Source organism: Streptomyces sp. NPDC093097, from assembly GCF_044754325.1.
GTDB lineage: Bacteria > Actinomycetota > Actinomycetes > Streptomycetales > Streptomycetaceae > Streptomyces.
The window spans coordinates 79,682-92,814 of record NZ_JBIVOW010000003.1 but is presented as its reverse complement, the minus strand read 5'-3'; the positions used below and the strand labels follow the sequence as shown (position 1 = coordinate 92,814).

Here is a 13,133-nt window from a genome sequence, read left to right as displayed (position 1 = left end):
CTCCGGGCCCCGGGGTCAGCGGTTTCCGGCGAGTTCGGCCAGCACCGCGTCGGTGAGCGCCGGCCAGGCCTCGACGGCCCAGGGGCCGAAGGCCCGGTCGGTCAGCGCCACACAGGCCGCCCCGGCCGCGGGGTCCACCCACAGGAACGTCCCGGACTGGCCGAAGTGCCCGAACGTGCGCGGCGACGATCCGGCGCCCGTCCAGTGCGGCGCCTTGCCGTCGCGGATCTCGAAGCCCAGGCCCCAGTCGTTGGGCTTCTGGTGGCCGTAGCCCGGCAGCACACCGGTCAGGCCCGGGAAGACCACCTGGGTCGCCGCCGCGAGGGTCTCCGGCGCCAGCAGCCGCGGCGCCTGGAGCTCGGCCGCGAAGCGCACCAGGTCCGCGACGGTGGAGACGCCGTCCTTGGCCGGTGAGCCGACCAGTTCGGTCGACGTCATCCCCAGGGGGGCGAGCACCGCCTCGTGCAGGTACTGGGGGAACGGGATGTCGGTGGCCTTGGCGAGGTGGTCGCCGAGCGCCTCGAAGCCGGCGTTGGAGTAGATCCGGCGGGTGCCGGGGGCGGCCATCTGGCGCGCCTCGTCGAAGGCCAGCCCCGAGGTGTGGGCGAGCAGATGACGGACCGTGGCGCCCTCCGGGCCGGCCGGCTCGTCCAGCTCGACGGCGCCCTCCTCGACGGCGAGCAGCACGGCGTAGGCGGCCAGCGGCTTGGTGACCGACGCCAGCGGGAAGCGGTGCTCCAACGGGCCGTGCGAGCCGGCCACCGCGCCATCGGCCCGTATGACGGCGGCCGCCGCGGTGGGCACCGGCCAGTTCTCGATCATCCCCAGGCTCTGCATGCTGCCGAGCCTACGGGGTGCCCCAACGCCTTCAAATTCCGGTCAAGACTGCCCGGAGCCGGAGCTTGCCTGGAGTGCACTCCAACTCTCTAGCGTTGTCCAGGTCGTGAGGCGCCGACGGATCGTCCGGCGGCGCGACGGCATCCGGGGCGGCGCGTGCTCCCGGGGACGAGTAGGGGGAAGACGCGGCATGACGGTGACCCAGAGCGAACCGGTGACCGAGGGCCCGGCCGTGGCCGGTCTGCCCGAGGTGGCGTCCTCCCGGCCGCGGCCGGCGACGGCCCGGGGCTGTGCGACCCGCCCCGCCCATCCGCAGCCGACCGGTCACGACCGGTACACCATCAGCGAGGTGGCCCAGCACACCGGGCTCAGCGCGCACACCCTGCGCTGGTACGAGCGGATCGGACTGATGCCGCACGTGGACCGCACGCACACCGGGCAGCGCCGCTTCTCCAACCGCGACCTGGACTGGCTGGACCTGGTCTCCAAGCTGCGGCTGACCGGCATGCCGGTCGCCGACATGGTCCGGTACGCGGAGCTGGTGCGGGAGGGCGAGGGCACCTTCGCCGAGCGCGAGCACCTGCTCACCCGGCACCGCGAGGACGTGCGGCAGCGCATCGCCGAGCTGGAGGGCACGCTCGACGTCCTGGATTACAAGATCGGTATCTACGCCGACGCCCGGCGGGCGTCCGAGAGGGTCTGAGTTCTCATGGCGAACGACACGAAGATCGACACCGTCCGGCTGGGCACCGGTGGCCCGCAGGTCGGTGTCCAGGGCCTGGGCTGCATGGGCATGAGCTGGGCCTACGGCCCCACCGAGGACCCCGATGCCTCGCGGGCCGCCCTGGAGCGCGCCCTGGAGCTGGGCATCACGCTCTTCGACACCGCCGACGTCTACGGCGACGGCGAGAACGAGAAGTTCATCGCGCCCTTCGTCCGGGCGCACCGCGACGAGGTCGTCCTGGCCACCAAGTTCGCGCTGGGCAGCGATCCGGAGGACCCCTTCCGCCGCACCATCCGGAACGACCGCCCCTACATCCGCCAGTCCGTCGAGGGCAGCCTCCGGCGCCTGGGCGTCGAGCAGATCGACCTCTATTACATGCACCGCCGCGAGGTGGGTGTCCCCCTTGAGGAGTCGGTCGGCGCGATGGCCGAGCTGGTGGCCGAGGGCAAGGTGAAGCACCTGGGGCTGAGCGAGGTGACCGGCGCCGAACTGCGCGCCGCCCAGGCCGTCCACCCGATCGCCGCGGTCCAGTCCGAGTGGTCCCTGTTCAGCCGGGACATCGAGGCGGGGGTGGTGCCGGTCGCCGGCGAGCTCGGCGTGGCCCTCGTCCCCTACTCCCCGCTCGGCCGCGGTTTCCTCACCGGCTCCTTCGTCCGCGCCGACCAGGAACTGACCGAGGACGACTTCCGCCGCCAGCAGCCCCGCTTCACCGGTGCCAACGCGGCTGCCAACGCCGCCCTGTTGGAGCCGGTCCGGGCGATCGCCGAGGCGCACGGCGCGACGCCCGGCCAGATCGCGCTGGCCTGGGTGCAGCAGCAGGCCGCCGTCCACGGGCTGGCGGTCGTCCCGATCCCCGGCACCCGCAGGCCCGGCCGGGTCGAGGAGAACGCGGCCGCCACCCGGATCGTGCTGAGCGAGGCGGAGTTGGCGCTGCTGGAGCCGATCGCCGGCAAGGTGGCGGGGGACCGCTACGCCGATATGACGTTCACCTCCGCCGCGCGGGAGCAGGGCTGAGGGCAGGGCAGAAACGGGGGCAGCGCGGGGGCTCCGCGGCGGGGATCGGCCCGCCCCGGCGCCCCCGCGCGCCCGTTGCGCCGCTGCCGAACGCCAAGGAGAGCGCCACGACTTCGGCCGCCACGACGTCGGCCGGCGCCCCGCGGGCGTCTCGCGCCGCCGGTCAGGCGTAGCCGAGCGCGAACAGCGCGAAGCCGGCCGCCAGCACCGCCGCGGCCGCCCGGCGGGTCCGCCCGACCCCCGTCCACGGCGCCTCGAAACGGCGGGTGACCCGCCCGATGAGGACGAGCACCACCGCGAAGACCGCCATCCAGGCCAGCCGCGCCGGGAGCCAGCCGAGCGTGTCCGGCACGGCCGTCAGGCCCGGGACGGCGCCGACGAACGACGCCGGTACGGCCGTCGCGAACATCGCCGTCTGGTGCCAGCACAGGATCGTCATCGCGCACACGTTGATCAGGACCACCGGCGCCCACAGGGCGGGCCGGCGCAGGAGCGCGGCCACCTTGTCCCGGAGCAGCACCGCCGCTCCGGACTGGGTCGCGGCCAGCGCCAGGACCAGCAGCGACGGCGGATGGGAGTTGGTCCGGTCCTGACCGGGGACGCCCACCATGCTGGCTGGGTAGTGGAAGAACAGCAGCAGCGCGGCGAACAGCGCGGCACCGCCCAGCAGCAGGGTCCAGGCGGTGCGCCGGCCGAGCCGCCGCTCGGCCCAGCAGACGCCGAGCTGATAGCCGAACAGCCAGCCGGGCACGAGGTTGAGCAGGCTCAGCCAGGGCGGCACGGCCGCGGCGAACGGCCCGTAGCGCAGGAAGTCCACCGCGGCGACCGACACCAGCAGCGGTAGCGCGCTCCAGGCGCCCATCCGCCGCGCGGCCGCTGCGCAGTACGGCGTGAGCGCGGTGACCACCGCGTAGATGCCGACGAACCACAGCGGTTGGATGACCAGCGTCGCGCCCGTGCGCAGCGTCGCGGTGGACACCCCGAGTCCGTGCAGCAGGGGGACCAGCGCGGCCCAGACCGCGGTCACGCCCAGCACCGGGCGGCCCAGGCGGGCGATCCGGCCGCCCAGCCACTGGGCCGTCGAGTCGCCCCGTGCGCGGGCCCGCCGCAGGGACAGCACCGAGGCGTGGCCGCCGACCAGGAAGAAGATGCCGAGCATCTGGAGCAGCCAGCTCGCCGGCGCGAGGGAGCCGACGGCGGTCAGCAGGCTGGTGTTGTGCAGCGTGCCGTCGGTGTCCCGGGTGAAGCCGCCGATCAGCCAGTGCCCGGTGGGGACGGAGAGCAGGGCCAGGGCGCGCAGTCCGTCGATGGCCCGGTCGCGGTGGGCCGGGGTGCGGGCGTCGACGGCGCGGACGGCGACGCCGGCCCGGGTGCGGAGGGAACGGAGCGCGGCGCGGGGGCCGATGGCCGGTCGGGGACCGGACGGGCCAGGGGTGGGGCGGTGGTGCGCGGTGGCGGTGGGTCTGGTGGCGGAAGTGGGGTGCTCGGTGCTCATGAGGCGTCCTTGGGTCGGAAAGTCCAGGCGTGGAGGGGGCCTTGGGGCCAGTGGGGAGAGCACGTGCGGAGGGGACTTCTCGGGAGGGAGCGAGCGGGAACAGAAGGGGCGGGGCTTCGCAGACAGGAGCCGGCCGGGGAGGGGCAGGGCTTCGGGGGCGGGGCGGCGGCTTCACGGCCCGCGCGGCCCGGCCCGGGGCCTTGTCGTCGAACTCCCCTCTGCCATGCGAGCGAGGGGAGTCGAGCGTCGGGTCCTAGCGCACGTCGGCGTAGCGCCCCAGCGCGATCGCGGCGAAGTTGCGCAGCGAGTCCGTGCCCGGGGCGAGATAGCCGGTGTGGCCCTCGGCCTGCCGCGCGGGGACCCGGCGGGCGCCGAACGCCGGGTCGGTGGGGTCGATGCCGTGCCCCAGGCCCAGCACTTCGACGTTCGGGACGTCGCCGATCCAGTCCGAGGCGTCCCGCGCCGCCCAGACCCGGGCGGGGGTGCGCAACTCCGCCACGTCGTCCCGGCGCATCCCGGGGGAGCCGAAGACCACCAGGTCCGAGAGGTCGCCCCGGCCGGTGTGCGGGACGGCCAGGCCGCACACCACCGACCCGTAGCTGTGGCACAGCACGGCCGGGGCGGGGGCGCCGATGGCGGCCAGGCCGGCCAGGAAGCGGGTCAGCCGGGGGGCGCCGGCCTCGGCGAGCCGGCCGGTCGCGGCGTCCGGGCCGAGGCCGACCGGGGTGGTGTACCCGGCCCAGGCGATCACCGCCGTCCGGACGCCGGGCGCCTCGGCGGCCATCTGCCGGCGCAGCGACGTGGCCATCCCGGTCGGTGTGCCGTACGGGTTGGCGGTGCGGTCGAACGTGGTCAGGTCGATGTCGGAGCCCGGCACGATCACCGCGGTGCGCTGCGCGGTCGCCAAGTCGCCGTGGACTTCGGCCACTTGGCCGCGCCCGCGGGGGTCGAAGGCGAGGATCCGGCGGCCCGGTGCGAGCAGCGTGGCGTAGCGCGCGGCCGCCTTCCTGGCCTGCTGGTGGTCCTGGGGGGTGCCGGCCGGGTCGGCGGCCCGGGCCAGTTCGCGGTGCCGTTCGGCGCGCAGGGCACGGGAGTTGGCCGCGTACCGCAGGGCGAGGGGCGCCCCGTCGAGGTTGCCGACGGTCAGCGGGTGCCGGGCGGCGAGCGCCTGCCGCTGGGCGTCGGTCAGGCCGGCGAAGAACCGGGCGACCTCGGCGGGCGAGGCGTGCGCCGGGTCCGGCAGCCGGACGCCGAGCGTGCGGTCGGCGCGCCAGGCGGCGGCGCCGGGGGCCGGGCCGGTGACCGCCCTCTGCGTGGTACCGGCCGCCCAGCCGCCGGTCCCCGTGACGACGGCGAGCGCGAGGACGGCGGCGGTGAGTGTCCGCCTGCTGCGCCGGACGGCGTTCCGCAGCACGGTCATGGTGGTCTCTCCCTCTTCCAGCGGTGTGGCGGAGGGAAAGGTAAGAAGACGGTGCAGGGCGCGACGTCACACCGCGGGGCCAACTCCCGGGTGATACCGGGGTACGGGGTGCCGACCGGCCGTCGTCCCCGGGGAGGAGGAGTCGGGGGCTGTCCTCTCGGGGTGGGTGGGGTTATCCCGAAGGCAGGGTGCGGACAACCCGAAACGGGGGTATCACCGCGCCCCGGGCGTGACGAGCCCGGACTCGTAGGCGAAGATCACGGCCTGCGCGCGGTCGCGCAGCTCCAACTTGGCCAGCACCCGGCCGATATGGGTCTTCACCGTCTGCTCGGCCAGGATCAGCCGCCCGGCGATCTCCTGGTTGGACAGACCGCGGGCTATCAGCTCCAGGACCTCCGTCTCGCGCGGGGTGAGGCCGTTGAGCCGCAGCGCGGTGCGGTCCGTGCGCGGCGCCGGCCGCTGGCGGGCGAAATCGGCGATCAGCCGGCGCGTCACCGACGGGGCGAGCAGCGCCTCCCCGGCCGCCACCACCCGCACCGCGGAGATCAGATCGGCCGGTGGCGCGTCCTTGAGCAGGAATCCGGACGCGCCCGCGCGCAACGCCTCGTAGACGTAGTCGTCGACGTCGAAGGTGGTGAGCATCAGCACCTTCGGCCGGTGGACGACCCCCGCCGGCGGATCGAGCAGCCGGCGGGCCGCCTCCAGCCCGTCCATCTCCGGCATCCGGACGTCCATCAGCACCACATCGGGGTGCATCCGCCGGCTCAGCTCCACGCCCTGCACCCCGTCCGCGGCGTCGCCCACCACGTCGATGTCGCTCTGCGCGGCGAGCAGCGCGGCGAATCCCGCCCGCACCATGGCCTGGTCGTCGACGATGATCACGCGGGTCGTCATGGGGCGGGGGAGTCCTTCGCTGCGAGGGGGGCGGGCGGGGAAAGCGGTGCGGACAGCGGGAGCTGGGCGGCGACCCGGAAGCCGCCGTCGGGCAGCGGACCGGTGTCCAGCGTGCCGCCCACCAGACGCACCCGCTCCCGCATACCCACCAGGCCGTGCCCGGTGCCGCTGGTCTCCAGCGGCACCGATATCGCGGGGGCGGGCGGCTCGTTGACCACCAGCACCGTCAGCCGGGTGGCGTCGCCGGTCGCCGTCACCGAGACCCGGGTCGGTGCGCCCGGGGCGTGCCGCACCACATTGGCCAACGCCTCCTGGACGATGCGGTACGCCGAGAGGTCCACCGCCGGTTCGAGCGTCACCGGCTCGGCCGGCAGCACCAACTCGACCGGCACACCTGCCCGTACGGTCGCCTCGACCAGCTTCCGCAGCTGCCCGACCCCCGGCTGCGGCGCCTTCTCCGGGGCGCCCGGCTGCTCGGCCTCCTCGCTGCGCAGCACCCCGAGCAGCCGGCGCATCTCCGCCAGCGACTCGCGGGCCGACGTGGCGATCGCGCCGAACTCCTCCTGGGCCTGCGCGGGTATCCCGCTGATGCGGTACGGGGCGCTGTCGGCCTGGACCGCGATCACCGACATGTGGTGGGCGACGACGTCGTGCAGCTCGCGGGCGATGCGGGTGCGCTCCTCCAGCAGGGTGCGCCGGGCCCGCTCCGCCTCGCTGATGGTCTCCTGCTCCTGCAACTTCCGCTGGGCGTCGTCCCGTTCCCGCAGTGCGGCGCCGAGCAGCAGCACCACGCCGGCGAGCACGAACATCAGCACCCAGGTGTTCTGACTGTCGGAGGGGGCGACCGCCTCGGAGAGGATGCCCGCCACCCCGGTCGTGAGCCAGACCGCGATCAGGGTGCGCCGGCGCTCGCGCAGCGACAGCGCCACCATCAGCGCCAGATAGCCGACGATCACCGTGACCGGCCATGGCCACGGGCGGCCCGCGACACCGTCGGCGCCGGTCAGTGTGGCCGCGCAGAGGACGTCCGCGGTGAAGATCACCCACCATGCCTGGAGCGGCCGGGTCACCGCGAGCAGCAGCGGCACGCTCTGCGCGGTGGCCAGCGCGCCGGCCAGGCCGCCGGCCATGCCGTAGTCCTGGTGCAGGAGATGGACCCCGGTCGGCAGCAGCGACACCGCGAATCCGAACGCCACCACGTACGGCAGCCCGCGCACCCAGCGGCGCCGGACGCTGCCGAACAGCGGGGTGCCGGGGCGGTGGGGGGTGCCGAGCTCGGTGGCGAGCATGCGCAGCGGAGGCCGCGCGGCCCGCAGCACCCGGCGGGTGACGCGCAGCGCCTGAGCGCGGGCCGGCGGGCGTCCGTCGCCGCCGGCCGGCTCGTCTTCGGGGGTGAGGGATCGTGTGGACATCGCGGGATCAATGTAAGCGGACCGTCCGCACCCCGGCGTCATACCGTGGTGCGGGCTTCGATCCCGTACCACGGTATGACGTGGGGGCCGGCCGTCACAGCTCCGCCAGCAACTCCGCCTTCTTCGCGCCGAATTCGGCGTCCGTCAGCAGTCCCGCCTCGTGCAGCTCGCCGAGGTGCCGGATCCGGTCGGCGATGTCGGCGGGGTTCCGGCCGGTGTCGCCGGCCCGCCACACCGGCGCCCGCTCCGCGCTCTCCGGTGCCGCCCCGGCGGCCCGCACGGCCTGGAGGACGGCGGCCGCGAACGGCAGGGACTCGTGCACCGTCCCGTAGCCGAGCCCGAAGACCACCGCGGCCGGGTTCTCGTCCGCCTCGCCCGGCCGCGTCTCGGGCGCAGCGCGCTCCAGCAGCCGCAGATAGCCGTTGAAGATCTCCGGCGAGCGCCACTCCACACCGGCCAACTCGCCGACCGCGAAGGTCTGGTCGCCGCTCTTCCACTTCGCCGACGAGGCGCCCGTCCAGAACCAGCGGAAGGCCACCGTGCTGCCGTCGAAGGACGCCTTGCCGTCGTATGCCTTGAAGTGCAGCGGAGCCTCGGGGGCGGCCACCAGATACCGCTCGGCGGGCTCCTCGGCGCCCGGCCCCAGGGCGCCGCGCAGCTCGTCGGCGTAGTACGAGGCCAGCGTCTCGCGCTCGGCGGGCAGCACCAGGCGGTAGGGGTCGGCGTCCTCCTTGAGCTGGCCGTTCGCCGCCTCCATCAGGGGGTCGGCGCCCCGCCGCGGCACGGCGTGCAGCACCACCGTGCCGCGCCTGCCCTGGGAAACCGTGACGGATCTCAGCGCCTCGTAGGGGATGCGTCGCTCGCCGAGTGCCTGGAACAGCTTCGGCCTGCGGATCCCCCGTTCGAAGCGGATGAGTACGGAGTCCGAGTCGAACTCCCAGACGGCGTGAAAACCGGCCAGAACATCACCCATGTGGCTCATCGTAAGCGGGCGGTTGCCCGCCCGTCCCCCTTCCGGACACCAGTGCTCCGCGTGTCGAGGGGCGTCCGGTCGCCCGGCGGTTGCCCTTGCCCTGTTCACGTCACCGGGCCAGGGCGCGGTTCCCGCGGCCGGCGGCCGGTCGTCAGGCCAGGTCCGTGCTGCACCGGGGGTCGCTCGCGGCGCAGTCCACCGAGCCGAGGGCGCCGACCCCGACCAGGGCGAAGTTGTGCAGGCTCTGGGTGCCGGGCGCGAAGTACCCGGCGTGCCCGTCCGCGCCCTCGGCGGACAGGATCCGGGCACCGAAGGACGGGTCGACCGGGTCGGCGCCGTGGCCGAGCCCGCCGAACTCCAGGTACGGCACGTCCTGGATCCAGTCGTCGGCGTCCCGCATCGCCCAGACCCGGGCGTGCGTGCCCAGGCCCGACAGGCTCCCGGCGCGCATGCCGGGGCTGCCCGCCACCGCGATGTCGGTGACGTTGTCCGGCAGGTCCCGGGCCGCGACCCCGCACACCACGGACCCGTAGCTGTGGCAGAACAGCGAGACCGATTCGCCAGACGGCAGCGCGCTCACCAGGGAGCGCAGCCGGAGCGCACCGGCCGCGGCGAGCTGCCCGGTGGCCGCCTCGACGCCGACCCCGGCAGGCGTGGTGTAGTCGGCCCACGCGATCACCGCCGTGTGGGTGCCGGGGCTGGCGTTCCGCTCGGCGCGGTAGAGCGACTTCGCCATGCCCACGGGGGCGGTCGTCGCCCTGGCGGTGCGCTCGAAGGTCGACAGGTTGGTGTCCACGCCGGGCACCACCACCGAGACCCGCTTGGCCGTGGCGAGGTCGCCGAAGACCTCTGCGACCCGGCCGTTGCCCGCCGGGTCGAAGGCCAGGATCTGGCGGTCGGGGCTCATCAGCGATTCCATGCGGTGCATCAGCCGGGCCGCCTCCTGGCGGCCGACGGGCGTGAGCCGGTGGTCGCCCGAGCGCCGTTTCTCGACCTTGCGGGCGTCGTCGATCGCCGAGCGGTTGGCCTGGTACCGCAAGGAGACGGGGGCGCCGTCCATGTTGCCGACGACCAGCGGGAAGCGGTCCGTCAGCTGCCGGCGCTCGGCCCGGTCGAGAGTGGCGAAGAACGCGCGGAGGGCGGCCGGCGCGGCGTCCGGGGCGGGCAGCGGCCGTCCGTGGAACGTGGCCTGCTGCCAGGCGGCCCTCGCGGTGGCCAGCGGGTTGGCGTCCTCCTTGGTGCTTCTGATGGCCGTCCAGCCCGTCAGGGCGAGCATCACGAACACCACCAGCAGGGCGAGCGAGGCACGCCACGCGGTGGACTGCAGGAAACCGGAGGAGGGGCCGAGGCCCGGGAAAGAAGTCACCGCGGGCCACCCTAGGAGACGGGGGAGGGCGCCCGTCGGGCGCGGTGAGGCATCTCACGTTTGATGCAGGGGGTTTGTGTCAAAACGCACAGGGTGCGCGGGCGTCCGGAGCTCGGTCGCACACACTCGATCTCGTTGCCGCGTGAACCGATCACGCACTGACAGGCGGGTGTTACCCCTGGTCGTGGGCGTGTTCGCGACCGGAGCTGACGGGGGTCCGGTCCGTGCGCCAGTCGACCTCGATGGCCGGCCCGATGTGGTCCAGGTAGGAGCGGGTCACCTCGCGGATCGCCGCCACGCTGCAGTCGTGCCCCTCGCCCCACACCTTTCCGGCCACCCGCATCACCCCGCTGAACGCCGCGACCAGCACCCGCGGACGGGGGTCGGCGTCCACGTCCAGCCCCTCGCGCCGGGCGATCAACTGGGCGATCTGCTCCTCCAGTTCGGTGGAGCGCCGCAGATACGCGGCGACCAGCGCCGGCGTCGACTCGATCATCTGGAACGTGCGCATGTGCAGGTCCACCGGGACCACCGACGCGATGGCGCTGCCGATCTCGTCCCAGGCGGTCATCACGGCGCTGCGCAGGGCCGTGAGCGGCGGCTCGTCCGCCGGGCGGGAGCGCAGCTCCTCCAGGAACCGGACCTCGACCATGTCCTGGACGGCGAAGACCACTTCCTGCTTGTTGGCGAAGTAACGGAAGAAGGTGCGCTGGGAGACGTCCACGGCCTCGGCGATCTCGTCGATCGTCGTCTCCTCGTAGCCCTGCTCGGTGAAGAGCTCCAGCGCCGCGCGGATCAGGGCGTCCCGGGTGCGCTGCTTCTTGCGCTCGCGCAGCCCGCCGGAGGGGGGTGTCCGCGGCGTCGGGTCCGTCATCCTGCGCCGCCTTTCCGTGGTGTTCTCGCTGCTCAGGATACCTGTGAGGGAAATGACAGTTACCGACTCATGAATTGCTTTGTCAACTGTCAGTGGCTGACATTAGCCTCGCGAGTATGAGCTCACAGACCCCGGTCGCCGACGTCGCGCCGGAAGTTCCCGTACCGGAGCCTCGCAAGGGGCTGCGGGGCCATCCCTGGCTGACTCTCTTCTCCGTCGCCATCGGCGTCATGATGGTGGCGCTGGACGGCACGATCGTCGCCATCGCCAACCCGGCCATCAAGGAGGACCTCCAAGCCTCGCTGGCCGACGTGCAGTGGATCACCAACGGCTACATGCTCGCCCTGGCCGTCTCGCTGATCACGGCCGGCAAGCTCGGTGACCGCTTCGGCCACCGCCAGACCTTCCTCGTCGGCATCCTCGGCTTCGCCGCCGCCTCCGCCGCCATCGGCTTCTCCAGCCAGGTCGCGCTGGTGATCTTCTTCCGGGTGCTCCAGGGGCTGTTCGGCGCGCTGCTGATGCCCGCCGCGCTGGGCCTGCTGCGCGCCACCTTCCCCGCCGAGAAGCTGAACATGGCGATCGGCATCTGGGGCATGGTCATCGGCGCCTCCACCGCCGGCGGCCCGATAGTCGGCGGGCTGCTGGTCGAGCACGTCAGCTGGCAGTCCGTGTTCTTCATCAACGTGCCGGTCGGCGTGCTCGCCCTCGCCCTCGGCCTGGTGATCCTCAAGGACCACCGCGCGGAGAACGCCCCCCGGTCCTTCGACATCCCCGGCATCGTGCTGCTGTCCGCCGCGATGTTCTGCCTCATCTGGCCGCTGATCAAGGCCACGGAGTGGGGCTGGGGCTCCATGACGACCTGGGGCTTCCTGATCGGCGCGGTCGTCCTCTTCGGACTCTTCGCCGTCTTGGAGACCAGGGTCCGTGAGCCGCTGATCCCGCTGCGGATGTTCCGCTCGGTGCCGCTGACCGCGGGCACGGTCCTGATGGTGCTGATGGCCTTCGCCTTCATGGGCGGCCTGTTCTTCGTGACGTTCTACCTGCAGAACGTGCACGGCATGAGCCCCGTCGACAGCGGACTGCACCTGCTCCCGCTGACCGGCATGATGATCGTCGGCTCGCCGCTCGCGGGCGCGCTGATCACCAAGTTCGGCCCGCGGATCCCGCTGGTCGGCGGCATGGTCCTCACCGCCGTCGCGATGTTCGGCATGTCCGGGCTGGACGCCGGCACCACCACCGGCCCGATGTCCGTCTGGTTCGCGCTGCTCGGCCTGGGCCTCGCGCCCGTCATGGTCGGCGCCACCGAGGTCATCGTGGGCAACGCCCCGCTGGAGCTGTCCGGTGTCGCCGGCGGTCTGCAGCAGGCCGCGATGCAGGTCGGCGGCAGCCTCGGCACGGCCGTGCTCGGCGCGGTGATGGCCTCCCGCGTCGACCGCGACCTGCCGGGCAACTGGCAGGGGGCGGGCCTGCCGCCGCTGCGGCCGGAGCAACTGTCCCAGGTGTCCGACGCGGTCTCGGCGGGCCTCGCGCCGGTGCCGAAGGGCACCCCGAAGCCGTTCGCCGAGAAGATCGCCGCGGTCGCCCACGACACCTTCGTCTCCGGCATGGGCCTGGCCTTCACGGTCGCCTGCGGGGTGGCGGTCCTCGCCGCCGTCGTCGCGCTCTTCACCAAGCGCGGGGCGAACGCCGAGGCGGGCGCCGGCGTCGGCCACATCTGACCGCCGCCGCAACGGAGTTCCGCGGCACCACCCGGTCCGCCCCATCGGCGCGCGGCCGGCCGAGACACCTTCTCGGCCGGCCGCGCGCCGTCGTACGTATGGGGCCGGGGCGGTGAGCCGGCGGTTGTGCCGCAGGTGTGCATCGTCGCCCCGCCCACGCCGGGTACCCGCCTCCGCCATGCCCTCGCGGCGCCCGCGCCCCGCCTCGTGCCGCCTCTCGCCGTCGGCCCAACGGGGTTTTCTGGCTGGGATGTTGGCCGGGATGTGCCCTACCCCTCCCGGCTGCGACCGCCCGACAGTCACCCGCACCCCGCACCCCGCACCCCGCACCCCGCACCCCGCACCCCGCACCCCGCACCCCGCACCCCGCACCCCGCACCCCGCACCCCGCACCCCGCACCCCGCA

General features: G+C 73.8%; 11 protein-coding genes. 3 read left to right on the top strand and 8 right to left on the bottom strand.

Translation table 11 applies throughout. The features are described 5' to 3' along the window. Positions 1-15: 15 nt before the first annotated feature. Positions 16-837: a serine hydrolase domain-containing protein gene (locus tag ACIQE0_RS05850; protein ID WP_366335750.1), complete on the bottom strand. Its 822-nt coding sequence runs from the start codon at positions 835-837 to the stop codon at positions 16-18. 190 nt (positions 838-1,027) lie between these two features. Here ACIQE0_RS05850 and ACIQE0_RS05845 point away from each other — a divergent pair, with 190 nt between their 5' ends. Together ACIQE0_RS05845 and ACIQE0_RS05840 are read left to right on the top strand one after the other, a co-directional pair. Next, positions 1,028-1,540, top strand: a complete 513-nt coding sequence (locus tag ACIQE0_RS05845) for a MerR family transcriptional regulator (protein ID WP_402329362.1) — start codon at positions 1,028-1,030, stop codon at positions 1,538-1,540. Positions 1,541-1,546: 6 nt separating this feature from the next. Beyond that, positions 1,547-2,575, top strand: a complete 1,029-nt coding sequence (locus ACIQE0_RS05840; protein WP_402329360.1) for an aldo/keto reductase — start codon at positions 1,547-1,549, stop codon at positions 2,573-2,575. A gap of 163 nt (positions 2,576-2,738) precedes the next feature. On the opposite strand, the gene ACIQE0_RS05835 is transcribed toward ACIQE0_RS05840, so the two are convergent. The 7 genes from ACIQE0_RS05835 to ACIQE0_RS05805 form a co-directional block, all read right to left on the bottom strand. After that, positions 2,739-4,070 carry an acyltransferase gene (locus ACIQE0_RS05835; protein WP_402329358.1) on the bottom strand — a complete coding sequence of 444 codons (1,332 nt, stop codon included), beginning with the start codon at positions 4,068-4,070 and terminating at the stop codon, positions 2,739-2,741. Positions 4,071-4,323: 253 nt separating this feature from the next. Further along, a complete protein-coding gene (locus tag ACIQE0_RS05830; protein WP_402329356.1) occupies positions 4,324-5,490 on the bottom strand; it encodes an alpha/beta hydrolase in 1,167 nt (388 codons plus the stop codon). Positions 5,491-5,703: 213 nt separating this feature from the next. Next, positions 5,704-6,384 carry a response regulator transcription factor gene (locus ACIQE0_RS05825; protein WP_366335740.1) on the bottom strand — a complete coding sequence of 227 codons (681 nt, stop codon included), beginning with the start codon at positions 6,382-6,384 and terminating at the stop codon, positions 5,704-5,706. Continuing rightward, positions 6,381-7,796, bottom strand: coding sequence for a sensor histidine kinase (locus ACIQE0_RS05820; protein WP_366335738.1), 1,416 nt, complete (start codon positions 7,794-7,796; stop codon positions 6,381-6,383). The genes ACIQE0_RS05825 and ACIQE0_RS05820 overlap by 4 nt, the downstream gene beginning before the upstream one ends. A gap of 94 nt (positions 7,797-7,890) precedes the next feature. Next, positions 7,891-8,769, bottom strand: a complete 879-nt coding sequence (locus ACIQE0_RS05815; protein ID WP_402329354.1) for a DUF4429 domain-containing protein — start codon at positions 8,767-8,769, stop codon at positions 7,891-7,893. Between the two features lie 151 nt (positions 8,770-8,920). Next, complete coding sequence (locus tag ACIQE0_RS05810; protein ID WP_366335734.1) at positions 8,921-10,135, bottom strand: alpha/beta hydrolase; 1,215 nt, start codon at positions 10,133-10,135, stop codon at positions 8,921-8,923. A 172-nt stretch (positions 10,136-10,307) separates the two neighbouring features. Further along, complete coding sequence (locus ACIQE0_RS05805) at positions 10,308-11,009, bottom strand: TetR family transcriptional regulator (protein WP_366335732.1); 702 nt, start codon at positions 11,007-11,009, stop codon at positions 10,308-10,310. A gap of 116 nt (positions 11,010-11,125) precedes the next feature. Here ACIQE0_RS05805 and ACIQE0_RS05800 point away from each other — a divergent pair, with 116 nt between their 5' ends. After that, positions 11,126-12,727 (top strand): MFS transporter, encoded by a 1,602-nt coding sequence (locus ACIQE0_RS05800; protein WP_402329351.1) that lies wholly within the window; start codon positions 11,126-11,128, stop codon positions 12,725-12,727. Positions 12,728-13,133 lie beyond the last annotated feature (406 nt).